We start from the raw sequence: 24342 nt of genomic DNA, 5'->3' as shown, positions 1-24342 counted from the left end.
CAGGCCGCCCACGAGTCGACGCATCACCTCGTCGTAGGACTCGTCGAAGAACAAGCCCATCGCGATGACGTAGCGGATCATCACGTGCGCCGGCAACCGGCGGGACCGTTTCTCCCGACACCCGGTCCGGTTGATCACCTCCTCGAGGAGATCCCGATCGAACCGGGCCGACAACACCCCCAGCCCGATGTAGTCGATCAACCGACCCGACGGCTCGGACGCAGACACAGAGGACACCACGACCGGCAACCGTACCGGTCTCAAGCGCAGCCCTCAGCCAGCCGCCGTGACCAGCACCAACGCCTTATCTGAACGGCATTGGCCCTTGAGGCGTCCGGGCTACTCGCCCGATTGCAGGCCGGCGGGCCATTGGCGGGCCATTAGATCAGGCCGGCGGGTGGCACTCCAGGCCAGCGGTGACCGGTTTGGCCGAAGGTCGGAAGGTGTCGCAACCGGATCTTGTACGGTTCCCAAGCTGACAGTGCGGGTTCGATTCCCGTCACCCGCTCCACGCACGAAGGCCCTGGTCAGGACCGAGTCCCGAGCCGGGGCCTTCGAGTTTCCAAGGTCAACGATCACGCGGCGTGTCGTCAGCCGCTCGGAGTTGGTCGCCATGCCCGCGAAGCTGACCCGCAACGAGGCCGTCGCCCTCGTTGAGCGGATCATGCGGCTCGACTATGCCGACGACGCCGAGTTGAACGACTGGCTGGACAGGCTCGAACGAGATCTCGTCTATCCGGACGTCTCTGAGCTGATCTTCAACGTCATGCCGGAGCTGACGGCTGCCGAGGTCGTTGACCGCGCCCTGGCCTACCGGCCGTTCGAGATGCGCGCGGCCCCGTGGACGGAGCCACCGGCAGGCTAGCTCGCTTCTCGTCCCGGTCCCGGTCCTTGGCGGCATGTCGGCGACATGGCGGTATCACGGTGGGTCGGATGCCGCCGTGTCGCCGGCCTGGAGTCGATCATGGTTGACGGACGAACGTGAACAGCGCTCCGGAGGTGTCCAGCGGTCGGGGCGTGCCCGTGAACCGGTGCACGCCGACCGAGAAGAGCACGCCGTCCGGCGCGTAGAACGCCCGCTCGGCGAAACCGGCGTCCCGCAGCCAGCCGCGCAGCGCCGGCGTCAGGTCGGGGGCGCGCCGGGTCCGCGTCCAGATCACCGTGGCACCGGCCGCGCACAGCTGCGGCAGGGCGGCCACGGTTCGGCGTACGTCATGGTCGTCGACGTTGCCGAAGACGCCCGCCATCAGCACGAGGTCGGCCGGCACCGCCTGCGCGTACGACGAGAGCCGGCCCGCGTCCGCCCGCCGGATGTCGACGTTCGCGAGGCCGGCCCCGGCGGCGGCTGCCCGGGCGGCGGCGACGTTGCCCGGGTCGTACTCCAGCAGCGTGGCGCGGACGCGGGCCGCGTCGGCCCGGCCAGCCAGCGCACCGACCAGGTCGTGTCCCTGGCCCGCACAGGCGCTGACGACCGTCAGCGGCTCGCCGGGGCGCTCGTCCAGCCACGCGGTGATCGTCCCGCGCACCAGCCGCAGCCGGCGGGACAGCGGGGAGTCTTCGTCGGCGTAGGGCTGGTGCCACGCCTGCCAGTCGGTCCCGGTCGTCATGGCGTCGAGCCTGCCAGCCCTGCGCCCCATTGGCCCAGAGTGCGACGTTCACGGCGACTCCCGATGGTCGTGGGTGGTGAACGAACCGGACACTTCGCACGACGGGATGCGCCGACGATTGGTGACCGAGCGTGCGGCGGGGTGCTGCCTCGGTGGGATGCCGCCGGCCGGTCAGGACGTACGCTGGCGCTCATGCGGATTGGCATCGTGATCCTTCCGGACCAGCGCTGGTCGCAGTCGCAGCGCCGCTGGCGGCAGGCGGAGGAGTGGGGCTTCGACCACGCCTGGACGTACGACCACCTGGGCTGGCGGGACCTGGTCGACGGGCCCTGGTTCGACTCGATGACCACGCTGACCGCCGCCGCCACGGTGACCTCCCGGATCCGGCTGGGCACCCTCGTCGCCTCGCCCAACTTCCGGCACCCGGCGGCCTTCGCCCGGCAGATCACCGCCCTCGACGACGTCTCCGGCGGCCGGTTCCTGCTCGGCGTCGGCGCGGGCGGCATCGGCTTCGACTCGGCCGTGCTGGGCGGGGAGACGCTGCCGCCCCGCCAGCGCGTCGACCGGCTCGCCGAGTTCGTCGAGCTGCTCGACCTGATTCTGCGCGAGGACGGCACCACCTGGCGCGGCGACTGGTTCGCCGCCGTGGACGCCCGCAACAACCCGGGCTGCGTGCAGACGCCCCGGGTGCCGTTCGTGATGGCCGCCAACGGCCCCCGCTCGATGCGGCTGGTGGCCCGGTTCGGGCAGGGCTGGGTCACCACCGGCACGGGCGGCGACGACGTGGAGCAGTGGTGGGGGACGGTCGCCGACCTCGCCACCCGGATGGACCGGGCGCTGGCCGAGGCCGGCCGCGACCCGGCCACTCTGGACCGCTACCTGTCGCTCGACTCCGCCCCGGCGTTCTCGCTGCGCAGCGCGGACTTCTTCGCCGAGCAGGTCGGGCGGGCCGCCGCCCTCGGCTTCACCGACGTGGTGACGCACTGGCCCCGGGCCAGCAGCTGGTACGCCGGGGACGAGGCCGTCCTGGTGGACGCGGCCACCCGCCTCCTGCCGGAGCTGCGCCGCCTGACGCCGGCTCCCCGCCCGCCCGCCGCCGGGTGAGGGGTGTGAGAAGGGGACCCTTCTCGACCGTATGCGTTAACAGGGGGCCCTTCCTTACCCCCGCGTCGAGACGAGCCGGAACCGCACGCAGACGATCCGGCTGTCGTCGGTGACGGGGGTGCCGACCCGCGCCCAGTAGGCGGCGTGCCCGGCCCGCCACTCCTCGATCGACCGGTCGCCCTCCCCTTCGGAGCGGGCGAAGTCCCACGGCACGTCGGCGAAGCGCACCACGTCGACGCCGGTCACCTTGACGACTCCGACGGGCGCGTCGTGGTCGTCCACGAGGGCGAGCCGCTCGCCGACGTGCTCCAGCTCCTCGCCCTCCTCGGCGTACTCGTCGGTCAGGCCGGCGGTCGCCGTCTTGGCCCCGGCCAGCACCAGGGAGTTGAGTCTCGCCCGCAGCTCGCCGGGGGTGCCGAGGGCGAGGCTGCGCAGTCCGTCGATCCGGGGCCACATCCCGCCGAGGCTACGCGGCCCGGCCGCGCTCCGCCGCCGGATTCGGGCGCGCGGCGACCTGCCCCGGCCCGACCTGGCCCTCGCTGCGCTTACCCGCGCCGCGCCACCCGCGCCCCGTGTCGGAGCGGCGCTGCTTCGCGCTGCGTGCCCGGGGCGTTACGGTGGCTGGCAGGTGGGCTGGCGGAGGGAGCGGGTGATGGCGGACCGGCGTGCGGTGCTGATTCCGGGGCAGGGCTACGACACCCGGGGGCCCGTGTTCGCGTACGTCGGCGAGGCCCTGCGCCGGATCGGCTTCGACGTCGACGAGATCACCTGGCGGGCGCCGGGGGACCTGGATCTGGACAGGGCGGGAGCCTGGGTGGCCGAGCAGGTCGCCCCGGCGTTGGCGGAGCCGGCGCACCTGCTGGTCGGCAAGTCGCTGGGCAGCTTCGCCGCCCCGTTCGCCGCCGACCGGGGGCTGCCGGCGGTGTGGCTCACCCCGCTGCTGCGCCGTGCCGACGTCACCGAGGCGCTGGCCCGCGCGACCGCCCCGTTCCTGCTGGTGGGCGGCACCGCCGACGCCCTGTGGGACGGCACCCAGGCCCGCCGGCTCAGCCCGCACGTGCTGGAGGTCGACGGTGCCGACCACTCGCTGCTGGTGCCCGGTCCGCTGGCCCGCTCGGCGGATGTGCTGGGCATGGTCTGCACCGCCGTGGAGGAGTTCCTCGGCGGAGCGGGCTCGGGCGGCTGAGCCGCGCTGCTCGCGGCCGCGCCGCGCCGCCCCGCTCAGCTGAGCCGCCCCGCTCAGATCAGCCGCGCCGCCCCGCTCAGATCAGCTGCGCCGCGTAGCCGGCCGCGGCGAGCACCTGCTCGTCCCCCGTCGCCGCGTGGGCGTCGAGCACCGCGTCGGCGAGCTTCACCACGTGCTCGTCGCCGTGCCGGGCCGCGCGGGCGAAGACCTCCGCCGTGGTGCCGGGGGCGACGGCCGGCGGCGCGACACCGGCCGGGGAGGCGTACACGGCGGTGACGGCCGCCGTCGCGGACCAGGCCGCGGCGAGGCTCGGGGCCCAGAGCCCGGGGTCCAGCTCCGGCAGCGTACGCAGCACCGCCGTCGGCGCGGTCACCGCGTGCACCAGCATGACGGGTTCCGCGTGCCCGTACCGGAGGTAGTCGAGGCTCGCCCGGTGCACCAGTTCGGCGAGCCCCCGCTCCGCCTCGGCCGGGGTCCGCGCGGGCCGCAGCGCCGCGAGCGACGACTCCCATGCGGGTACGTCCGGCAGCCGGCCCAGCCGTTCGCGGATGCCGCCGGTGCGGTCGGCGATGCGGGGCAGCCCGGCCAGCGCGGACGCCACCCCGGTCTCCCCGCCCTCCCCGGCCACCCCGCCTTCCCCGCCCTCCCCGGTGGGAGGTGCCGCCGGCAGCAGGGGTGCGCCCGGTACCGGCTGCCAGCGCGCGGCCCAGTAGGCGAGGGCTTGGCCGAGTTCGGTGCGCCGGTCCGGGCTGGTCTCGTCGGCCCGCAGCGCCCGCACGGCGTGCCCGACCCGGATGACGCCGTGGGTGGCCCCGGCGGCGATGCCCGGCAGCAGCCGGGGCCACCAGGTGCCGAGAATGTCCCGCCAGGGCCGTTCGCGCAGCTCCCGGTCGAAGTGGGCGAGCCAGTCGCCGGCGCGCTTCGGGTCCCCGAGGGCGGCCCGCCAGTCGTCGATCGGCCGGAGGCCGCGCGGCAGCTCGTCGAGCCGCCGCAGGTAGTCGTCCAGCCAGCGGTGCACCTCGGCGTCGTGCCCGTGCTGGACCAACGCCTCGACCGCCATCGGGCCGTGGTTGGAGAGCCAGCCCTCGAACTCCGGGCCGGTGCGGTGCAACCGCCGGTACGCCTCATCCAGGATTCCGTCGTCCATGCCCCCGATCGTGCGACTTGAAGCTTGCTTGAGGTCAACCCTCGGATGGCGTCAGCCGGTCGCCCTCGACCAGGCCGCGTATCCGCAGCTCGGCGGCGAGCGCGGGCGGGCAGTCGAGCACCACGGCGGAGGTGCCGAGGACCTCGGCGCCCCGGGCGGCGCAGATCGCGTACAGGGCGTGCAGTTGGGCGCCGGTGGCCACCCAGTCGTCGACCACCAGCACCCGGTCGCCGGGGCCGAGGTGCCGGTCCCGGACGCCCAGGTCGACCCGGCGGCCCCGGAAGTCCGGGGGGCTCTGCGCCCAGGTCGTCGCACCGGCGGGCAGCCGCCCGTCCCCCGCCTTTTGCGCCGGCGCGAAGCCGACCCCGAGGGCGGTCGCGGCGAGCGGGCCGAGCAGCAACCCGGTCACGGCGGGGGCGAGCACCACGGTCGGTCGGGCGTCCCGGAACGGCGCGGCCAGGGCCGGCCCGAGCCCCGCCAGCACCGCCGGGTCCCGCCACCACCCGGAGACGTCGCTGACCAGGTGGGTGCTCTGCGGGCCGGGGTCGATCCACCGGAACAGCTCGACGAGACGTTCGCTCAGCTCAGCGGGCATGCCGCCCATCCTGCGCCAGATCGACGCCCCGGTGGGGTCCGGCCCGCCCGGGGCCGAGCGGGCCACGCCGCCTCGGATGATCGGCCACACGTATGCGAGCAAATACGAACATAGCGCCATGATCACGTTGACTTCGGAAGTGCTTCTCTCGTTACGGTCCGGGCCGGTTTGTTCTCCAGGACTTCGTCCTGAACAACGACTTCGTTATCCACGACGAAAGGACCGGGCCCGTGGTTGGTAGGCACTCCCGTACCCGATTGTTCTCCTCGCCGGCCGGGATCGCGGCCACCGCGGCGGTCGGCGTCGCGCTCGCCGTCGGCGGCACCGTCGGCGCGGTGAGCCTGACCTCCGGCGAGGCGGCCCCGCACCCGACCGTCGCCGACGTCCCGGTGAGCCCCCCCACCACCACGGCCGCGCCGTCGCCCAGCGCGAGCGTCCCGCCCAGCGCCAGCCCGTCGCCGACCGTCACGGCCAGCCCGAAGGCCACCCGGAGCCAGGCCGCCTCGCGGAGCAGGCCGCGCACCGCCGCGCCGAAGCCGGCCGCCACGAAGGCGGTCGCCACCAAGAAGCCCACCCCGACCAGCAACGTCGTCGACAGCGGCTCGTGCGGGGCGTCCTTCTACGACGAGGGGCAGCTCACCGCCAACGGGGAGAACTTCGACCCGAGCGCCATGACCGCCGCCCACAAGACCCTGCCGTTCGACACCATGGTCCGGGTGACGAACCCGGCCAACGGCAAGTCGGTCACCGTCCGGATCAACGACCGGGGCCCCTTCATCGACGGCCGCTGCCTCGACCTGTCGCGGGCCGCGTTCGCGGCCATCGCCTCCGTCGACGTCGGCGCACTGACCGTGAAGTACGAGGTCCTGGGCTGACCCGATGACCTCGGGCGGGGCGGTGCGACCGGGGCCGGACCGGCCGCCGCCGGAGACCCGGCCGGGCAGAACATCCTCGGCCGACGGGCCAGGCTCATTCACCGGTTCACGTCCATCAGGCATGCTGTCCCTCGTACGCATGCATGCCATCCAGTCGGGCCGTGGCCCGCTGAGCCCCGGATCCCGCGCCGGCCTCGGCGCGGCCCTCGTCCTGCTCGCGATCATCTCCGGCGTGGAGCTGGCGGACGGCCGCTGGGCGCACTACGTGGCGCTGATGGTCGCCGCCCCGTTCCTCGCCGCGGCACTGGCCTCCTGGCGGGTGGTGCTCGGGGTGGGGGCCGCCGCGACCGCGATCGGTTCCGCCTTCGCCCTCGCCGAGCCGCGGACGTCGCTGGTCACCGCCGTCAACGTGGCCGGCATCGCGCTCGCCACCGGCATCGCGGCGGCGGTGGCCGCCGTGCGGCAGCGGCAGGCGGAGCAGATCGCCGAGCTGTCCAAGCTGGCGGCGGTGGCCCAGCAGGCGGTGCTGCGTCCGCTGGGCCCGCAGGTGGGGACCCTGGCCGTGGCGGGGCGCTACATCTCCTCGACCGCCACCGCCGAGATCGGCGGCGACCTGTACGAGGCGATCGACACCCCGTACGGCGTCCGCATGATCATCGGTGACGTGCGCGGCAAGGGGCTGGACGCCGTGCGGCTGGCCAGTATCGTGCTGGGCTCGTACCGGCACGTCGCGTACGAGCGGGCCGACCTGCGGGCGGTGGTCGCCGACCTGGACCGGGCGGTGGCCCGCAACGTCGGCGACGAGGACTTCGTCACCGCGGCCCTGGTCGAGGAGCGGGGCGGCACCCTCACCATCGTCAACTGCGGCCACCCGTCGCCGCTGCTGCTGCGCCGGGGCGCGGTGATCCCCCTCGAGCCGCCCGCGCCCGCGCCGCCGCTGGGCTTCATGCCGGTCGTCCGGCCCCGGGTCGAGCGCCTGGAGCCGGGGGACCGGCTGCTGCTGTTCACCGACGGCCTGGGCGAGGCGCGCCGGGACGGCGAGTTCTTCCCGACGGCCGACCGCGCCTGGCGGCTGCTCGGCCACGGCACGGTCGGCGACGGGCTGGCTTCGCTGGAGACCGCCCTGGTCGAGTGGGTGCACGGCCGGCTCGACGACGACATCGCCCTGGTCCTGATGGAGTACGCCGGCCACAGCAGCGCGGTGACCGCCCCCGTGCCGAGCTGGGAGGTCGGCGCGGCCGAGGGCTGAGTGTTCGCCGGCCGGTCCGGCTCCGCCTCGCTGCTCCCGGCCCGCCCGGCCCCCGCCCCTCGACGGCCGAAGCGCGGGTGTGTAATCGCCGTCACTTCCACGTTGAGCTTGTCGCTGCCTACCCGCGAGTAATACAGTCGGGGTTACTGATCGGTAACACCTGTCCGGGAAGCGGGGCCAGCGAGCATGACCCACTACAAGAGCAACCTCCGGGACCTTGAGTTCAACCTGTTCGAGGTCTTCGGGGCGGACCGGGCGTTCGGCCAGGAGCCGTACTCGGATCTCGACGTCGACACCGCGCGCAGCTTCCTCGCCGAGGTGGACCGCCTCGCCCGCGAGGACCTCGCGGCAAGCTACTCGGACAGCGACCGCAACCCCCCGGTCTTCGACCCGGCCACGCACACCGCGCCGCTGCCGGAGCCGTTCAAGAAGTCTTACCGGGCGTTCATGGAGTCCGAGTTCTGGCGGCTCGACCTCCCGCCGGCGCTCGACGGCACCAACGCCCCGCGTGCCCTCTGGTGGTCCCTCGCCGAGCTGGTGCTCGGCGCGAACGCCCCCGTCTGGATGTACGCCTCCGGCCCGTCCTTCGCGCACGTGCTGCACGTCGAGGGCACCGAGCAGCAGAAGAAGTGGGCCAAGCTCTTCATCGACAAGCAGTGGGGCTCCACGATGGTGCTCACCGAGCCCGACGCGGGCTCGGACGTGGGCGCCGGCCGCACCCGGGCGATCCCGCAGCCGGACGGCTCGTGGCACATCGAGGGCGTGAAGCGCTTCATCACCTCCGGCGAGCACGACCTGAGCGACAACATCGTGCACTACGTGCTGGCCCGCCCGGTCGGCGTCGAGGGCGTCGGCGGCCCCGGCACCAAGGGCCTGTCGCTCTTCGTCGTGCCGAAGTTCCACTTCGACCCGGAGACCGGCGAGCTGGGCGAGCGCAACGGCGTCTACGCCACCAACGTCGAGCACAAGATGGGGATCAAGGTCTCCAACACCTGCGAGATGACCTTCGGCGAGCACGGCGTGCCGGCGAAGGGCTGGCTGCTCGGCGAGAAGCACGACGGCATCCGGCAGATGTTCATGATCATCGAGTACGCCCGGATGATGGTCGGCACCAAGGCCATCGCCACGCTCTCCACCGGATACCTCAACGCCCTCGAGTACGCCAAGAACCGCGTGCAGGGCGCCGACCTGATCCAGCAGGCCGACAAGACCGCGCCCCGGGTCACCATCACCCACCACCCGGACGTGCGCCGCTCGCTGATGCTCCAGAAGTCGTACGCCGAGGGCCTGCGCGCCCTGGTCTGCTACACGGCCTCCTGGCAGGACCAGGTCGCCATCGCCGAGGCGGCCGGCGACGAGCAGGCGACGAAGATCGCCAAGCGGGTCAACGACCTGCTGCTGCCGCTGGTCAAGGGCGTCGGCTCCGAGCGGGCGTACGAGATGCTGGGTCACGAGGCGCTGCAGACCTTCGGCGGCTCCGGCTTCCTCCAGGACTACCCGCTGGAGCAGTACGTCCGGGACGCCAAGATCGACACCCTGTACGAGGGCACCACCGCGATCCAGAGCCTCGACCTGATCTTCCGCAAGATCGTTCGGGACAACGGCAAGGCCCTCATGACGGTCGCCGGCGAGATCCAGGAGTTCATCACCTCCGAGGGCGGCAACGGCCAGCTCAAGCAGGAGCGGCAGGCGCTCGGCAAGGCGCTCGCCGAGGTGCAGACCATCCTCGGCGTGCTGACCGGCTGGCTCGGCGAGGCGCAGGGCGGCGACGCCCGGGCGCTCTACAAGGTGGGCCTCAGCAGCCGCCGGTTCCTGCTGGCGGTCGGCGACCTCGTCGTCGGCTGGCTGCTCCAGCGGCAGGCCGACGTCGCCCTGCGCGCCCTGGCCGGTGAGGTCTCCGCCGCCGACAAGGCGTTCTACACCGGCAAGGTGGCCGCCGCGAAGTTCTTCGCCCGCGAGGTGCTGCCCCGGCTCGGCGCCGACCGGCGGATCATCGAGAGCACCGACCTGGAGCTGATGGACCTCCCGGAGGAGGCGTTCTGAACCTGAGCCGCTGACGCACCACAGCGGCCCCCGGACGGCCGGCGAGTCCCCCAACTCGCCGGCCGTCGCCGTCCCGCCCCGTCTCGTCGGCGGCCGCTGTCCCGCCCCGCTTCGGCGACCCGTGCCGAATAGTCCCGCGTGTCCCCTATCGCCGGTCGCATCCCGGGTACTTGCCCGGCCGGGCGGGTAACCGAGGCCCGGACGTCGTCAGTGAACGCCCAGAGCCACCGCACGTGGGGGTGCAGCGCACATGGGCATTGGTAGTGGAATCTTCCTCATCGCCATCGGCGCGATCGTGACCTTCGCCATCCGGGCCAACGTCTGGTGGGTGGACCTGCGCGCGGTCGGCTGGGTGTTCATCCTGGCCGGGTTGGCCGTGCTGCTCACCACGCTCTGGTTCTGGCAGGACCGGCGCAAGCGGGCGCGCACCCTGATCGTGGAGGAGAACAGGCTGTCGCATCCGACCGCCATGATGCCGCCTCCGCCCGATCCACCGCCGCCCACGGCACCGCCCTCCTGAGGCCCACCGGCACACCGGCCGCATACCGGCACACCGGCCGCATACCGGCCCGCCCGCCCGCCCGGGCCGGCCCGCCGGGCCGCCCGCCCGGCGCGGTCGCACCTCGGCCGTTCGCAGGTGTTAACAGGGGTCCCCTGTACAACGGAATGCGTTAACAGGGGGCCCTTCCTTGCGCCTCAGGCGCGGGCGGTGTGGCGGGCGACGATTTCGGCGCGGTGCAGCTCGGCCCAGGGGAGCCGGGTGCGGTGCACCACCAGGTCGGTGGTGCGCAGGCCCTCCTGGTCCGCGCGTTCCGGGTCGAGCAGCGCCGAGAGCAGCGAGATGCCCGGGTTGTGGGCGACCAGCAGCACCGTCGTCGCCTCCGCCGGGGTCGACCGCACCAGCGCCAACAGGTCCGCCGGGCGTGCCTCGTACGCGCCCGGCTCGTAGCGCACCTGCGGGGCGGGACCGGCCGGCCCCGCCTCGTCCGCCGCGCCGGTCATGCCCAGCTGCACCCCGTGCCAGGTCTGGCGGGTGCGCCGGGCGGCCGAGCAGAGCACCACGTCAGGGAGCAGGCCGTGCCGGGCCAGCCAGGCACCGGCGGCGGCCGAGTCGGCGTGCCCCCGCGCGGTGAGCGGCCGCTGGACGTCCGGGCCGCTGCCCGGTGCCTCCGCCTTGGCGTGCCGCAGCAGCACCAACGTCCGTTCCGTCCCTCCGACGTCCGTCATGGGCCCAGCTTGCCCGATTGACGATCGGAGCGCCTGGGTATGTCGATGGATGCCGCAACCTCATCCATGGCCGCGGCGGGTAGCAGCGCCAGCTGACAGCCAAGGAGGCGACGAAAATGGGCATTGGTGCCAGCATCTTCCTCATCGCGCTGGGTGCGATCTTCGCGTTCGCCGTGCAGGCCGACCTGGGGTGGCTGAATCTCGGCGTCGTCGGCTGGGTGCTGATGCTCGCCGGCGTCGTCAGCCTGCTCACCACGCTCTACTTCTGGAACCGGGGCCGCCGCACGGTGGTCGCCGCGCCGGTGCACCAGAACCGCGTGGTCGCCGACCGGGTCGTGCCGGTGCAGGGCGAGCCCGTGGTCCAGGAGTACCGCGAGGTGCGCCGCCCGGGTCGTACGGTCTGACCGGTCCGGCCCGATGGCCGACGACTGCCCAGGACTCCGGGGGCCCCGCAACGGCGCGGGGCCCCCGGCGCGTGCCCGGGGCGGGGGATCAGGGTGGGGGAACCGGGGTGCGGACTCAGGCGAACAGGGCGAAGTAGATCGCGATGTGGTGGCAGATCGCCGCCACCAGCGTGCAGGCGTGGAAGAACTCGTGGTGGCCGAAGACGGTGGGCCACGGATTGGGCCTGCGCAGCGCGTAGAAGACGGCGCCGACGCTGTAGATCGCGCCGCCGACGGCGAGCAGCACCAGCGCGGTCACGCCGCCGGAGTGCAGGATCTGCGGCAGCATCGCCACCGACACCCAGCCGAGGGCCAGGTAGAGCGGTGCGGAGACCCAGCGCGGCGCGTGCGGCCAGACCAGTTTCAGCGCCACGCCGCCCAGCGCGCCGCCCCAGACCAGGGCGAGCATGGTGGTCGCCTGCCGGGCGTCCAGCAGCAGGACGCAGAACGGTGTGTACGTGCCGGCGATGAACACGAAGATCATCGAGTGGTCCATCCGGCGCATGATCTGGTAGCCGCGCTCGGACCACACCCGACGGTGGTAGAGCGCGCTGGTGCCGAAGAGGCCGCAGACGGTCAGGCTGTAGACGAGGCAGCTGACCAGCGGGGACCAGCCGGGGCGGCTGGCGGCGATGGCGCAGAGCACGATGCCGCAGACGAGCGCGGCGAAGAACGCGTAGGTGTGCAGCCAGCCGCGCATCCGCGGCTTTCCGATGTCGACCGGCTTGAGTCGAAGCGGTGCGGAGGTCGTCACGCACCTAGGTTACGGCACCGTAGGTTACCGTCAAGTAGTGCCGATCGTCACGGGGCGGCAGGGTCCGGCGGCCCTGTCGGGCCCGCCGATCGGGGATCATGACGGGATGCGGATCCGGCCCGTCGGCGCCCACGCCCTGCTGCTCGACTGCGACGACCCCGACCAGGTGGAGGCGTGGCGGGCCGAGCTGACGCGCCGCCGCGCCGCCGGCGAGCTGACCGCCGTCGAGATCGTCCCGGCGGCCCGTACGGTGCTGCTCGACGGGGTGCCCGACCCCGACCGGGCCGCCGCGCTCGTCGCCCACTGGACCCCACGACCCGCCGGCCCTGCGACGCCCGCCACCAGCCCCGCCGACGGCACGACGCCCGCCGAGGTCGAGGTGCCCGTCACGTACGACGGGGTCGACCTGCCCGTCGTCGCCGGCCACTGGGGCGTGGACGTGCCCGAGGTGGTCGCCCGCCTCACCGGCACCCTGTTCCGCGTCGCCTTCTGCGGGTTCGCGCCCGGGTTCGCGTACCTGACCGGGCTGCCGCCGCAGTGGGCGGTGCCCCGGCTCGCCACCCCCCGCCCCCGGGTCCCCGCCGGCTCGGTCGCGCTCGCCGGCCCGTACGCCGGAATCTATCCCGGCGCGTCGCCCGGCGGCTGGCTGCTCGTCGGGCGGACCGCGCTGACGCTGTTCGACGTGGCCGCCGACCCGCCGGCCCGGCTCGCCCCCGGCACCCCGGTACGACTGGCGGCGACCACGTGACCCGCCCACCCGCCGGCGGCCCGGCACGCCGGCTGGAGGTGCTCCGGGCCGGGGCGTTCACCACCGTGCAGGACCAGGGCCGGCCCGGCTGGGCACACCTCGGCGTGCCCCGGTCGGGGGCGCTCGACCCGGCGGCCCTGCGGCTGGCCAACCGCCTCGTCGGCAACCCGGAGGACGCCGCCGGCCTGGAGATCACCCTCACCGGCTGCGTGCTGCGCCTCACCCGGGCCGGCACGGTCGCGCTCACCGGCGCGGACGCCGACGTGTGGATCGGCGACGGGCGGCTGGGCGACGTGCCGATCGGCGACCCGAACACCGGCGACGCACGGCGGACCGGCCCGCACCCCGGCGTGCACCTCGGCGACCGGCCCGGAGACGTCGGCCGGCCCCTGGCCGTGCCCGCCGGGGCGGTCGTGCGGATCGGCCCGGCCCGCTCCGGGCTGCGCACCTGGCTCGCCGTCGCCGGCGGGATCGCCGTGCCGCCGGTGCTCGGCAGCCGGTCCACCGACACCCTCTCCGGCCTCGGCCCGCCCCCGCTGCGCGACGGCGACACCCTGCCCCTCGGCGACCCGGCCGGCGACCCCGCCCCCGTCGACGTCACCGTCGGGCCGCCCACCCCGGCCGCGCTGCGGCTCCGGCTGCGCCTCGGGCCCCGCGACGACTGGTTCACCCCCGCCGCGCTCGACCGGCTGCTCGGCACGGCGTACACGGTGAGCCCGGTCAGCAACCGGGTCGGCGCGCGGCTGACCGGCGCGCCGCTGCCCCGCGCGGTCGCCGGGGAACTGCCCAGCGAGGGCCTCGTGCTCGGCGCGGTGCAGGTGCCCGCCGACGGCCAGCCGCTGATCTTCCTCGCCGACCATCCCACCACCGGCGGCTACCCCGTCGTCGGGGTGGTGGACGACGTGACGCCGCTCGCGCAGGCCCGCCCGGGGACTACGGTGACGTTCCATGGACCTCAACGCTGACCTCGGCGAGGGATTCGGCATCTGGCGGCTCGGCGACGACGAGGCGCTGCTCGACCTGATCACCTCGGCCAACGTCGCCTGCGGCTTCCACGGCGGCGACCCGTCCACCATGCGCCGGGTCTGCGCCGCCGCCGCCCAACGCGGGGTCGCCGTCGGGGCCCAGGTCGGCTACCGCGACCTCGCCGGCTTCGGCCGCCGACACATCGCGTACGCGTTCGCGGACCTGCGCGACGAGACCACCTACCAGCTCGGCGCGCTCGACGCGTTCTGCCGGGCGTACCGCACCCGGGTCCGCTACCTCAAGCCGCACGGGGCGCTCTACCACGCCGCCTCGGTCGACGAGTCGCAGGCCGCCGCCCTGATCGCCGCCATCGACGACTACGACCGCGACCTGCCGGTGCTCTGCGCCCCCGGCTCGGTGCTCGCCCAGCTCGCCACCGGCGCCGGCCTGCGGGTGGTCGCCGAGGGCTTCGCCGACCGGGGCTACCTGCCCAACGGCACGCTGGTGCCCCGCACCGCCCTCGGCGCGCTGGTCACCGACCCCGAGCAGGTGGCCGCCCGCGCCGTCCGGATGGCCACCGAGCAGACCGTGGTGGCCGTCGACGGCACCGTCGTGCCCTGCCCCGTCGAGTCCATCTGCCTGCACGGCGACACACCGGGCGCGGTGGCGTCCGCCGAGCTGGTGCGGGCCGCGCTCCTCGACGCGGGGGTGACGCTCACCCCGTTCGCGTGAAAGGAGGGGCACCTTGTTAACGCATCCTGTATAGGAAGGGCCCCTTCCTAACGCAACCAGCGCCGGCGCGCGCGCGGCCGCGCGGGGGCGGGCGGCGGGGCGCTGGCGGCCGGCGGGGCGCAGGCTGTCAGGCGTCCAGGCCGCGCAGGACCAGCGGGAGCCGCGCCGGGCCGCCCTCGACCACCCGCACCGGCACCCCCCAGTCCTGCCGGGTCAGGTGACAGGCCGCGTGCTCCACGTCGGCGTCGCACGTCGCCGCCTGCGCGGTCACCTGGAGCACCCCGCCGGCCACCGACCCGTCGACCACCAACCGGCGGGACAGCTCCGTGCCGGTGCCCGCCCCCTCCGCCAGCAGCTCCGGCGGCGACGCCGAGACGACCAGCCGCGTCGACGGCCCGTACGTCTCGTCCAGCTTCTGCCCCGGCGCCGGGGTGAAGACGACGTCCAGCGTCACCTCGCCCGCCGGCACCTCCATCGGCTTCCGCTCGGTGCGGTGCCGCGGGCCGTCGACCGTGCTCGCCCCCACGGCCGACAACGCGCCCGGGGCCAGCCGGGTCAGCCGGTGCGCCGCCGACTCGACCACCAGCACCCCGCCGTCGGCGGTCAGCACCACGTCGCTCGGCTCGGCGAGCCCGTCGGCGACCGTCGACACCTGACCGGTGGCCGGGTCGAAGCGGCGGACCGCCCCGTTGTACGTGTCGGCGACCAGCACCGAGCCGTCCGGCAGCGCGCACACCCCCAGCGGGTGCTGGAGCAGCGCCCGGTCGGCCGGGCCGTCGACGTGACCGAAGTCGAACAGGCCCTGCCCGACGGCGGTGCCCAGGACGCCGTTCTCGACGTACCGGATGGCGCTGGTCTCGCTGTCGGCGACCCAGAGCCGGGTGCCGTCGGCCGAGACCGAGAGGCCGGACGGCTGGGCCAGCCACGCCTCGGCCAGCGGCCCGTCCCGCAGCGCCTCGACGGTGGTGCCGGCGTACATGCCCGCCGTGCGGCGGATCGGGTCGAACCACCAGAGCTGGTGGATGCCCGCCATCGCGACGATCACCCGGTCGTCGTACCAGGCCACGTCCCACGGGGAGGAGAGGTCGACCGAGAGCGAGTCGTGGGCGTGGTCGTCCACCGTCGAGCGCCACTGCCGGCCCGTGCCGGCCACGGTCACCACCTCGCCGGTGGCCAGCCGCACCCCGCGCAGCAGGTGGTTGACGGTGTCGGCGACGACCACGTCGTAACCGGCCACCTCGGCCACGTGCTCCGGCAGCCGGCACAGCCCCTGCGGCTCGGAGAAGGTGGCGACGCCGGGCGGCCCGTCCGCGCGCCCCCGGACGCCCGCGCCGATCCGGCGCACCAGCGTCTCGCCGTCGGGGGCCAGCTCCACCAGGGAGTGCCGGGCCGAGTCCGACACGAGCAGGTGCCCGCCGTCGAGCGCGAGGGCCTTGCCGGGGAAGCGCAGGGCCGTCTCCGGCTCGGCGGGCGGCACGTACGGGCCGTCGCCCCGGTGCAGGGTGCCCTTCGCCTCGTGGGTGGCGACCAACTCGTCGACCAGCCGGGCCAGCCCCTCGGCGTGACCCTCACCGGCCATGGTGGCCACCACGTACCCCTCGGGGTCGATCACGGCGAGGGTCGGCCAGGCGCGGGCCGCGTACTGCTGCCACATGTCCAGCTCGGGGTCGTCGAGGACGGGGTGGTGCACGCCGTACCGCTCGACGGCGGCGGCGACGGCGGCCGGGTCCTTCTCGTGCTCGAACTTCGGCGAGTGGATGCCGACGACGACCAGCACGTCAGCGTACTTCTCCTCCAGGGGGCGCAACTCGTCGAGCACGTGCAGGCAGTTGATGCAGCAGAAGGTCCAGAAGTCGGCAATTGTGATCTTGCCGCGCAGGTCGGCCAGCTTCAGGTCCCGCCCGCCGGTGTTCAGCCAGCCCCGTCCGCGCAGCTCGGGAGCCCGTACTCGTGCGCTCATGCCCCCAGTCTGCCCGACCGCGAGGCCCCGACCGGCCGGCACCCCGCGCGGCTTGGTCACACCCCGGGCGTACGACGAAGGCGGGGCCACGGTGGTCCGTGGCCCCGCCCCCGGGTTCGCTACTTGGTGGCCGACTTGAGGCAGAGCACCTTCTTCGGCACGTCACCACGGAGGACGACGTGCGGCTGGCCCGGGTCGGCGCACTTCTCCTTGGCCTCGACCTTGGACACGATCGTGAACGATCCCGCCTCGCCGCAGGTGGCCGACGTCGCGGATTCGCCTGACTGCTTCACGCAGGAGCCGACGGCCGGGTCGAACGGCTTCGCGTTGTCGCCGCCCACCTTGCCGAGCAGCATGAGCAGCCCCAGCGGCACCGCGAGGATCAGCACGGCGGCCACCAGCACGGCGGCCAGCACCCGGCCGTTGCGGACCTTCGGCGGCGGAGCCTCGGCCTTCGGCGCGTCCGCCTCCGGCTTGAACGCGTCGAACCGGCCCTGCTCCTCCGGCTCCGCGCCCCAGGCAGGGCCGGACTGCGGCCCCTGCGACGGGAAGCCGACCTGGGTCGGCTCGCCGTACGGCGCGGGAGGGCGGCCCGGCACCGCGCCCTGCACGGCGGTGGCCCCGCCCATCGGGCCGCCGAACTGGTCACCCGGGCGGTCGCCCTCGTGCGGGCGGACGCCGTTGACGGGCCGGTTGCTGGCCGGCGGGTCCACGAAGGACGGCACCCCGGGCGGGAAGGCCGGCGGAGCGGGCGCGCCGGCCGCCCCGATCGCCGGGCTGTCGCCGAAGCCGTGCTGCTGGCCGGCCTGCCGGTCCGGGGCGTCGAAGCGCTGCGGTCCGCCCTGCGGCCCGCGGTCGTCGAACCGCTGCTGCGGCCCGACGTCGTCGAACCCGCGGTGCTGGTCGCGCCCCTCGAACCCGCGCTGCTGGTCGCGCCCGTCGAACCCGCGCTGCTGGTCGGGTTCGGCGGGGCGGCCCTGGGGGCCCGGCTCGTCGAAGCGGCCCGGCTCGTCGAACCGCCCCTGCGGGCCCGGCTCGTCGAACCGGGACGGTGGCGGATTGTGCTCGGGGCGGAACGGGCTCTCGTCTGCCGCCTCCGGCTCGTCGGCCGGCTCCGGGCGGGCCGGCCGGCCGTACACCCGGGGCTGCGGCGCGGGCGCGCCGCCGGTGTGCAGCGCCTGGTCGGTGGGGGGCACCACGCGGCTGGCCATGGGCACGGACGCGCTCGCCGAGACGCTGCCCACCGCGCCGTCCGCGGCCTCTCCGGCCTCCGCCGGGGGTACGGCGGCCCGGGCGGCCGCCCCGGACTCGGGCGAGACCCGGGGGGCGGGCACGAACGGGGTGCCCTGCGGGTGCGGCTCCTCGGCACGGCCCCAGCCGGCGCCCGACTCGGGCGCGTACGGCGACGGGGCGCCCTCACGACCCGACGGTTCGCCGGCCGGCGAGGGCTCGACCGCCGGGGGGAACTGGGCCGGCGGGGCGTAGTCGGCCGGCGGGAGGGCGGCCAGGCTGGCACCGGGCACGCGCTGCTCCTGCGGCGGCAGCGGCACGGCGTTGGCCGGCGAGATCCCCGGCCCGGGGGCGGGCTGGTAAAGCGGACGGTCCTCGGACCGCTCGGGCTCCCAGGCGTTGCCGGCCTGCTGCGGCGCGGCGGTCTCCGGCTCGGTACGCCCCCACGCCTCGCCCGGTGCCCACGGCTCGACGTCCGGCATGACCGGGCGGTCCGAGCGGTCGCCGCCGGGCCGCTGCTGCGGGCTCTCGCCGGGCGTCCCCCAGGCGGGCGGCCCGTCCGTGCCGACGGTGGCGGTGGCCCGCGCCGGTGGTACGGAGGTCGGCTCGGCCGCCGCCCAGTCGGGGACCTCCGGCCGGTCGTCCTGCCGTTGCGGCGGGGCTGCCGCGCCCCACGTGCCGGGCTGCCCCGACTCGTCGGCGGCGGGCCAGGCGTTCGGCTGCGGCTGGTCGTCGGAGCGGACCGCCGTGGCGGCCCACCCGCCGGAGCGGGCGGGGTTGTCGTGGGCGGAGGCGGGGGAGCCGGTCGCCCAGCCGCCGGAGCGGGAGGCGTCGTCCTGTGTGGTGGCCCAGTCCTGGGGCGGGGTCGCCTGGCCGGGCACGCGGGCGGCACCCCGGGCGGCGGCTTCGGCCTGGCCCCACGCGGCCGGCGGCTGCTCGGCCGGGCCGCCGAATCCGGGCTGCCCGGGTGCACCGTCGAACGTGGGTTGTGCGGCGGGTCCGCCGAATTCGGACGGGGCGGCCGAGGCTGCCTGACCTGCCTGGCCAGGGGCGTCGGGTTGCTCGGTCCGCGGCCAGCCACCGGAGCCGGCGGGGCCGTCGGCCTGCTGCGGCGCGGCGTTCCAGGCGTCGGGGCCGGCGGGGCCGTCGCCCTGCTGGCCGGAGTTCCAGCCGCCGGAGCGGGAGGCGTCGTCCTGTGTGGTGGCCCAGTCCTGGGGCGGCGTCGCCTGGCCGGGCACGCGGGCGGCACCCCGGGCGCCGGACTCGGCCTGGCCCCACGGCGCCGGCGGCTGCGGGTCGGCCGCGCCGGCCCAGGCCGGGGCCGGCTGCTCGGGCTGCGTCGCCCAGGCCGGCTGGGCCGGCTCTCCGTTCGGTGCGTTCGTGGCGGCCGGGGCGGCGGCCCAGCCGGGGCCGGCCTGCTCGTTCTGCTGCCAGCCCGGTGCCTGCTCGTTCTGCTGCCAGCCCGGCCCGGCCTGCTCGTTCTGCTCCCAGGCGGGCTGCGCCGCGCCGGCCGGCGGGCCCCAGGCGGCCGGGCGGTTCGGCTCCGGCTGCTGGGCCGGCACCTGGGCGGCACCCCAGGCGGCGGTCGGCGGCTGGTCACTCTGCGGAGGCTGGCCCCAGGCGGCGGTCGGCGGCTGGTCACCCGGTGCCGCGCCCCAGTTGGCGGTCGCCGGCTGGTCGCCCTGCGGCCCGGTGCCCCAGGCGGCGGTGGCCGGCTGGTCGCCGTGGGGAGGCGCTCCCCAGGCGGCGGTCGGGGGCTGGTCGTTCTGCGGGGGCTGGCCCCAGGCGGGGGCCGGCGGCTGGTCGTTCTGGGTCGCCCAGGCGGGAGCGGGCGGGTTCGGCCGGGCCGCGGGGGGCGGGGGTGCCCAGCCCAGGTCCGGGTTGGCGACGCCGTACGGCGCCGGTGCGCCGGCGCCCGGCGACACCTCGTCCGGCTCCTGGCCGGGGTGGTGCGGGCCCTCGGACGTCATCGGTGCGCCTCCTCCATCACATGTCGGCCGCCGATGCCGACGGTGCGTCGGCGTGGGTGCCGGTGTGGCCGGCGGTGCCGACCGTGGGGACTCCCCGCACCGTATCCGGTGGCCGCCCGCGGCATCCGGGGAGCACCGGCCGTCACTCCGCGTCGTCGGACGGTGTCGAGCAGCTTCTATCGGCACGACGGGGTCCGGGCGGGCGGTTGACGACCGAGCCCCACCGTACCGGGCGGTGCGGCGAGGCGGAATCCCGGTGTCAATAGGCCCGAAACGCCGACGACCCGCCCGGGCGAACCGGGCGGGTCGTCGAACTGGAGGAGGGTGAGAAAAGTGTGGGGCGTCAGCTCATGTGACGCTGGGCGATGGCGAGAAGCTCCTCGCGGACCGCGGGCGAGTTGGCGGAGCGCAGGGCGTGCTCGATGGCACGGGCCCGGCGGTTGGCGTCGCGGCGGTTGCGGATTCGCTCGATCATGCTCATCTGGGTTCTCCTCCTGGCTATTCGGTTGTCGGCCCCTTGATGACTCAATTGAACCGCATCCAGCCCCGAACTTCCAACGATTAGTAGGTGAGCTGAGACACCTGCCTAAGGATCGTAGGTCAACGAGGTCGGGTGACGGTGCTTTCTTCTTCCAACGGCAACGGCCGGTGTGCCGGGCGTTCACCCGTGGCACACCGGCCGTGGCTGGTGTCGGTTACCCGTCAGGTCCAGGCGAGCAGCGCTGCCTCCGGATCGGCCAGGAAGTCCCCGATGTCGCGGAGGAACTTCGAGCCGAGTTCGCCGTCGATGATCCGGTGATCGAAGGAGAGACCCAGCGTGGTCACCTGACGTGGGCGGACCTTGCCCTTGTGCACCCACGGCATCTCGCGGACCGCGCCGAACGCCAGGATCGCCGACTCGCCCGGGGGCAGGATCGGCGTGCCGGTGTCCACCCCGAACACCCCGACGTTGGTGATCGTCAGCGTGCCGCCGGACATGTCCGCCGGCGAGGTCCGGCCGGCCTTCGCCGTCTGCACCAGGTCGGTCAGCGCGTCCGCCAGCTCACGCAGCGTGAGTCGGCCGGCGTCCTTGATGTTCGGCACGATCAGGCCGCGCTCCGTGGCCGCCGCGATGCCCAGGTTGACGTACTCCTTGACGACGATCTCGTCGCCGGCCCACGTCGAGTTGACCATCGGGTGCCGGCGTACCGCCAGCAGCACCGCCTTGGCGACCAGCAGCAGCGGCGAGACCCGCACGTCGCGCCACTCCCGCCGGCCCCGCAGCCGGTCCAGGGCCTTCATCGTCCGGGTCACGTCGACGGTCAGGAACTCCGTCACGTGCGGCGCGGTGAAGGCCGAGCGGGACATGTTCTCGGCGGTGAGCCTGCGTACCCCCTTGACCGGGATGCGCTGCTCGCGGTCGGCGCCGAAGGCCGCGGCCGACGTGGCCGGTGCCGCGACCGTCGGCGGCTCGGCCGCCGTCGCGGTCCCGCTCGCCGCCCGCTGTACGTCCTCCCGGGTGATCGAGCCCAGCGGCCCCGACCCGCTCAGCGAGCCGAGGTCCACGCCGAGGTCCTTGGCGAGCTTGCGCACCGGCGGCTTGGCCAGCACCAGCCCGCCGGGCCGCCCGTTGCCGTTCACGGTCGTCGCCGCCGTGACCGGTGCCGCTGCCGTGACCGGTGCCGCCGCGGGGACGGGCGCCGGGGCTGGCGCGGGCGGAACGGAGGCCGCCGGGGTGGCGGGCCGCTCCGGGGACGCGCCCTTGCGCGGGCGGCGCTTGGCCGGCGCGTTGCGCGGGCCGTAGCCGACCAGCACGGCGGTGCGCCCGCCCGGCGCCACGCCGCCGATCAGCCCCGGCTCGACCATGCCCTCCTCGGGCGCGATCTCGACGGCGGCCAGGGACGCCGCCGACGGGGTCGGCAGGTCGGCGGCCGGCGCGCCCGTCGTCGACGCCTCGACCGGGCCCGCGCCCGGGTCGGTGTCGATCGCGATGATCGGCGTGCCGACCTCGACCGTGCTCCCCTCCGGGTGGAAGATCGACCGCACCTGGCCGGCCCACTTCGCGGGAATCTCGACGGCCGCCTTCGCCGTCTCCACCTCCACGATCGGCTGGTTCAGCTCGATCGTGTCGCCCTCTTTGACCAGCCAGGCGAGGATCTCGCCCTCGGTCAGCCCCTCGCCCAGGTCGGGCAGGTTGAACTCCTTGATCCGCGACACCCCGCTCACCACCCGAAGGCGCGGTCGACGGCGTCGAGCACCCGGTCGAGGTCCGGCAGGTACTCCTCCTCCACCCGGGACGCCGGGTAGGGGGTGTCGAAGCCGGTCACCCGCAGCACCGGGGCCTCCAGCGAGTAGAAGCACTCCTCGGTGACCCGGGCGGCGATCTCCGCGCCCAGACCCAGGTTGCCCGGGGCCTCGTGCACCACCACGCACCGGCCGGTGCGCCGCACCGACTCGTACACGGCGGTGAGGTCCAGCGGGGAGAGCGTGCGCAGGTCGACGACCTCCAGCTCCCGGCCGTCCTCGGCCGCGGCGGCCGCCGCGTCCAGGCAGGTCCGCACCATCGGCCCGTACGCCAGGACGGTGGCGTCCGTGCCGGCCCGCGCCACCCGGGCCGAGTGCAGCGGGTACGCCGCCGACAGCGGGGCCTCCAGGTCGACCGGGCCCTTCTCCCAGTAGCGCCGCTTCGGCTCCAGGAAGACGATCGGGTCGTCCGAGGCGACCGCCTGCTGGATCATCCAGTACGCGTCCTGCGGGTTGGCGCAGGTCACGACCTTCAGGCCGGCGGTGTGCGCGAAGTACGCCTCCGGCGACTCCGAGTGGTGCTCGACCGCGCCGATGCCGCCCCCGTACGGGATGCGGATCACCATCGGGATGCGCACCTTGCCCTGCGAGCGGTAGTGCATCTTCGCCACCTGCGACACGATCTGGTCGTACGCGGGGTAGACGAAGCCGTCGAACTGGATCTCGCAGACCGGGCGGAAGCCGCGGATGGCCAGGCCGACCGCGGTGCCGATGATGCCGGACTCGGCCAGCGGGGTGTCGATCACCCGCTGGTCGCCGAAGTCCTTCTGCAGGCCGTCGGTGATCCGGAACACGCCGCCGAGCTTGCCGACGTCCTCGCCCATGATGACGACCTTCTGGTCGTGCTCCAGGGCCCGGCGCAGGCCGGCGTTGAGGGCCTTGCCGAGGGTGAGCGTCTCCGTGGCCATCAGTGGGCGCTCCCTTCGAACGACTCCAGGTAGCGGCTGAACTGCGCCCGCTGCTCGTCGAGCTCCGGGGACCCGTGCGGGTAGACGTGGTCGAACATCGTCACCGGCTCGGGGTCGGGCATGGCGAGCACCCGCTCGCGCAGGTGCACCGACTCGGCTCGGGCCTGCTCGTCGACCTCGGCGAAGAACGACCCGTCGGCGATCTTCTGCTTCTCCAGGAACGCCTTCATCCGGGCGATCGGGTCCTTGGCCTGCCAGGCCTCGACCTCGCTGGCGATCCGGTAGCGGGTCGGGTCGTCGGAGGTGGTGTGCGCCCCCATCCGGTAGGTGTACGCCTCGATCAGGCTCGGGCCCTGGCCGTGCCGCGCGTTGTCCAGCGCGTGCCGGGTCACCGCGTACGAGGCGAGCACGTCGTTGCCGTCCACCCGTACGCCGGGGAAGCCGAAGCCGCGCGCCCGCTGGTAGAGCGGGACGCGGGTCTGCCGCTCCAGGGGCTCGGAGATGGCGTACTGGTTGTTCTGGCAGAAGAACACCAGCGGGGCGTTGAAGACGCTGGCCCAGACGAACGCCTCGTTCACGTCGCCCTGGCTGGTCGCGCCGTCGCCGAAGTAGGCGATCACCGCCTCGCCGTCGTCGCCGCCGGTCTTGCCGTCCATGTGGACGCCCATCGCGTACCCGGTCGCATGCAGGGTCTGCGCCCCGATGACGATCGTGTACATGTTGAACTTGAACTCGTTCGGGTCCCAGCCACCCTGGTCGACGCCCCGGAACAGGCCGAGCGGCATGATCGGGTCGATGCCACGGCAATAGAGCACGCCGTGCTCGCGGTAGGTCGGGAAGGCCATGTCCTGGCTGCGCAGCGCCCGCCCGGAGCCGACCTGTGCCGCCTCCTGGCCGAGCAGGCTGGCCCACAGCCCCAGCTCGCCCTGCCGCTGCAACGCGGTGGCCTCGGCGTCGAGCTTGCGGACCAGGACGAGGTCGCGGTAGAGCCCTCGGTACTCCTCGTCGGTGAAGTCGACGCGGTACTCCGTGCCGTCCGGCCCGAACGCGCTCTCGACGCGCTCTCCGGCGGGCGTGAGCAGCTGCACGAGTTCCGGGTCGCCGCCAGCCGTCGCGGCCGTTCGCTTGGCACGGGGTGCGGCTCGCCGGCCGCGGGTGGTGGTGACCCCGGGGTCGCCCTTTGCCATCCGTCTCTCCCTGTCGTGGTCTGCGCCGGCACCGGGGGTGACCCGCTCCGCGCAGTGTGTGCACCCGCCCGGCTGGTGCCGGACTGGTTCCTGGCGGCCGCGCCTAGCCCCGGTGAGGGTTGCCGCGC

General features: G+C 74.6%; 24 protein-coding genes. 11 read left to right on the top strand and 13 right to left on the bottom strand.

The window, feature by feature from the left end; translation table 11 throughout:
• On the bottom strand, positions 1–228 hold a 228-nt coding region (locus tag GA0070558_RS20465; protein ID WP_176734286.1), incomplete at its 3' end, for a transposase domain-containing protein.
• A gap of 385 nt (positions 229–613) precedes the next feature.
• Between GA0070558_RS20465 and GA0070558_RS20460 the strand changes: the two genes are divergently transcribed.
• Complete coding sequence (locus GA0070558_RS20460; protein ID WP_091282765.1) at positions 614–865, top strand: bacteriocin immunity protein; 252 nt, start codon at positions 614–616, stop codon at positions 863–865.
• 97 nt (positions 866–962) lie between these two features.
• On the opposite strand, the gene GA0070558_RS20455 is transcribed toward GA0070558_RS20460, so the two are convergent.
• Complete coding sequence (locus GA0070558_RS20455) at positions 963–1607, bottom strand: class I SAM-dependent methyltransferase family protein (RefSeq protein ID WP_091282709.1); 645 nt, start codon at positions 1605–1607, stop codon at positions 963–965.
• Between the two features lie 192 nt (positions 1608–1799).
• On the opposite strand from GA0070558_RS20455, the gene GA0070558_RS20450 reads away from it, so the two are divergent.
• Positions 1800–2711: an LLM class flavin-dependent oxidoreductase gene (locus GA0070558_RS20450; RefSeq protein ID WP_077935445.1), complete on the top strand. Its 912-nt coding sequence runs from the start codon at positions 1800–1802 to the stop codon at positions 2709–2711.
• Positions 2712–2765: 54 nt separating this feature from the next.
• Here the strand turns inward: GA0070558_RS20450 and GA0070558_RS20445 are convergent, their stop codons facing one another.
• Positions 2766–3167, bottom strand: a complete 402-nt coding sequence (locus tag GA0070558_RS20445; protein ID WP_091282705.1) for an ASCH domain-containing protein — start codon at positions 3165–3167, stop codon at positions 2766–2768.
• A 196-nt stretch (positions 3168–3363) separates the two neighbouring features.
• Here GA0070558_RS20445 and GA0070558_RS20440 point away from each other — a divergent pair, with 196 nt between their 5' ends.
• Positions 3364–3897, top strand: coding sequence for an alpha/beta fold hydrolase (locus tag GA0070558_RS20440; RefSeq protein ID WP_091282701.1), 534 nt, complete (start codon positions 3364–3366; stop codon positions 3895–3897).
• A 76-nt stretch (positions 3898–3973) separates the two neighbouring features.
• Here the strand turns inward: GA0070558_RS20440 and GA0070558_RS20435 are convergent, their stop codons facing one another.
• Both GA0070558_RS20435 and GA0070558_RS20430 read right to left on the bottom strand, forming a co-directional pair.
• Positions 3974–5044 carry a questin oxidase family protein gene (locus tag GA0070558_RS20435; protein WP_091282698.1) on the bottom strand — a complete coding sequence of 357 codons (1071 nt, stop codon included), beginning with the start codon at positions 5042–5044 and terminating at the stop codon, positions 3974–3976.
• Positions 5045–5078: 34 nt separating this feature from the next.
• A complete protein-coding gene (locus GA0070558_RS20430; protein ID WP_091282763.1) occupies positions 5079–5639 on the bottom strand; it encodes a phosphoribosyltransferase family protein in 561 nt (186 codons plus the stop codon).
• A gap of 230 nt (positions 5640–5869) precedes the next feature.
• Here GA0070558_RS20430 and GA0070558_RS20425 point away from each other — a divergent pair, with 230 nt between their 5' ends.
• The 4 genes from GA0070558_RS20425 to GA0070558_RS20410 all read left to right on the top strand — a co-directional run bounded on the left by GA0070558_RS20425 (position 5870) and on the right by GA0070558_RS20410 (position 10326).
• Positions 5870–6514, top strand: coding sequence for a septal ring lytic transglycosylase RlpA family protein (locus GA0070558_RS20425; protein ID WP_091282695.1), 645 nt, complete (start codon positions 5870–5872; stop codon positions 6512–6514).
• Between the two features lie 121 nt (positions 6515–6635).
• Complete coding sequence (locus GA0070558_RS20420; RefSeq protein ID WP_091282687.1) at positions 6636–7763, top strand: PP2C family protein-serine/threonine phosphatase; 1128 nt, start codon at positions 6636–6638, stop codon at positions 7761–7763.
• A gap of 186 nt (positions 7764–7949) precedes the next feature.
• Positions 7950–9806, top strand: coding sequence for an acyl-CoA dehydrogenase (locus tag GA0070558_RS20415; protein ID WP_091282683.1), 1857 nt, complete (start codon positions 7950–7952; stop codon positions 9804–9806).
• A gap of 250 nt (positions 9807–10056) precedes the next feature.
• The gene (locus tag GA0070558_RS20410; protein WP_091282679.1) at positions 10057–10326 is read left to right on the top strand and encodes a DUF6458 family protein; all 270 of its coding nucleotides are present in this window, start codon (positions 10057–10059) and stop codon (positions 10324–10326) included.
• A 176-nt stretch (positions 10327–10502) separates the two neighbouring features.
• On the opposite strand, the gene GA0070558_RS20405 is transcribed toward GA0070558_RS20410, so the two are convergent.
• Positions 10503–11033 carry a SixA phosphatase family protein gene (locus GA0070558_RS20405; protein ID WP_091282675.1) on the bottom strand — a complete coding sequence of 177 codons (531 nt, stop codon included), beginning with the start codon at positions 11031–11033 and terminating at the stop codon, positions 10503–10505.
• 116 nt (positions 11034–11149) lie between these two features.
• Between GA0070558_RS20405 and GA0070558_RS20400 the strand changes: the two genes are divergently transcribed.
• Complete coding sequence (locus GA0070558_RS20400) at positions 11150–11437, top strand: DUF6458 family protein (RefSeq protein WP_077935456.1); 288 nt, start codon at positions 11150–11152, stop codon at positions 11435–11437.
• Positions 11438–11552: 115 nt separating this feature from the next.
• Here the strand turns inward: GA0070558_RS20400 and trhA are convergent, their stop codons facing one another.
• The gene (gene trhA, locus GA0070558_RS20395; RefSeq protein ID WP_091282670.1) at positions 11553–12230 is read right to left on the bottom strand and encodes a PAQR family membrane homeostasis protein TrhA; all 678 of its coding nucleotides are present in this window, start codon (positions 12228–12230) and stop codon (positions 11553–11555) included.
• 106 nt (positions 12231–12336) lie between these two features.
• Between trhA and GA0070558_RS20390 the strand changes: the two genes are divergently transcribed.
• The 3 genes from GA0070558_RS20390 to GA0070558_RS20380 are packed head-to-tail and all read left to right on the top strand — an operon-like array spanning position 12337 to position 14676.
• A complete protein-coding gene (locus GA0070558_RS20390) occupies positions 12337–12978 on the top strand; it encodes a 5-oxoprolinase subunit B family protein (RefSeq protein WP_091282667.1) in 642 nt (213 codons plus the stop codon).
• Complete coding sequence (locus GA0070558_RS20385) at positions 12975–13943, top strand: 5-oxoprolinase subunit C family protein (protein WP_256092038.1); 969 nt, start codon at positions 12975–12977, stop codon at positions 13941–13943. Before GA0070558_RS20390 ends, GA0070558_RS20385 begins: the two co-directional genes overlap by 4 nt.
• Positions 13927–14676 carry a LamB/YcsF family protein gene (locus GA0070558_RS20380; RefSeq protein ID WP_091282664.1) on the top strand — a complete coding sequence of 250 codons (750 nt, stop codon included), beginning with the start codon at positions 13927–13929 and terminating at the stop codon, positions 14674–14676. The genes GA0070558_RS20385 and GA0070558_RS20380 overlap by 17 nt, the downstream gene beginning before the upstream one ends.
• 127 nt (positions 14677–14803) lie before the next feature.
• Here GA0070558_RS20380 and GA0070558_RS20375 read toward each other — a convergent pair whose 3' ends face one another.
• The 6 genes from GA0070558_RS20375 to pdhA all read right to left on the bottom strand — a co-directional run bounded on the left by GA0070558_RS20375 (position 14804) and on the right by pdhA (position 24214).
• Entirely contained in the window at positions 14804–16636 is a 1833-nt protein-coding gene (locus tag GA0070558_RS20375; protein WP_091282759.1) for an NHL domain-containing thioredoxin family protein, read from the bottom strand.
• 119 nt (positions 16637–16755) lie between these two features.
• Positions 16756–19836: a hypothetical protein gene (locus GA0070558_RS20370; protein WP_176734285.1), complete on the bottom strand. Its 3081-nt coding sequence runs from the start codon at positions 19834–19836 to the stop codon at positions 16756–16758.
• A gap of 343 nt (positions 19837–20179) precedes the next feature.
• The gene (locus GA0070558_RS33480; RefSeq protein ID WP_165823299.1) at positions 20180–20317 is read right to left on the bottom strand and encodes a hypothetical protein; all 138 of its coding nucleotides are present in this window, start codon (positions 20315–20317) and stop codon (positions 20180–20182) included.
• Positions 20318–20538: 221 nt separating this feature from the next.
• Positions 20539–22041: a dihydrolipoamide acetyltransferase family protein gene (locus tag GA0070558_RS20365; RefSeq protein ID WP_176734284.1), complete on the bottom strand. Its 1503-nt coding sequence runs from the start codon at positions 22039–22041 to the stop codon at positions 20539–20541.
• Positions 22038–23027 carry an alpha-ketoacid dehydrogenase subunit beta gene (locus GA0070558_RS20360; RefSeq protein WP_091282661.1) on the bottom strand — a complete coding sequence of 330 codons (990 nt, stop codon included), beginning with the start codon at positions 23025–23027 and terminating at the stop codon, positions 22038–22040. Before GA0070558_RS20360 ends, GA0070558_RS20365 begins: the two co-directional genes overlap by 4 nt.
• Positions 23027–24214 carry a pyruvate dehydrogenase (acetyl-transferring) E1 component subunit alpha gene (gene pdhA / locus GA0070558_RS20355; protein WP_091282658.1) on the bottom strand — a complete coding sequence of 396 codons (1188 nt, stop codon included), beginning with the start codon at positions 24212–24214 and terminating at the stop codon, positions 23027–23029. Before pdhA ends, GA0070558_RS20360 begins: the two co-directional genes overlap by 1 nt.
• Positions 24215–24342 lie beyond the last annotated feature (128 nt).

This window comes from Micromonospora haikouensis, assembly GCF_900091595.1.
Classification (GTDB): domain Bacteria; phylum Actinomycetota; class Actinomycetes; order Mycobacteriales; family Micromonosporaceae; genus Micromonospora; species Micromonospora haikouensis.
The sequence above is the reverse complement of the archived record's forward strand: the minus strand, read 5'-3'. Positions and strand labels throughout refer to the sequence as shown.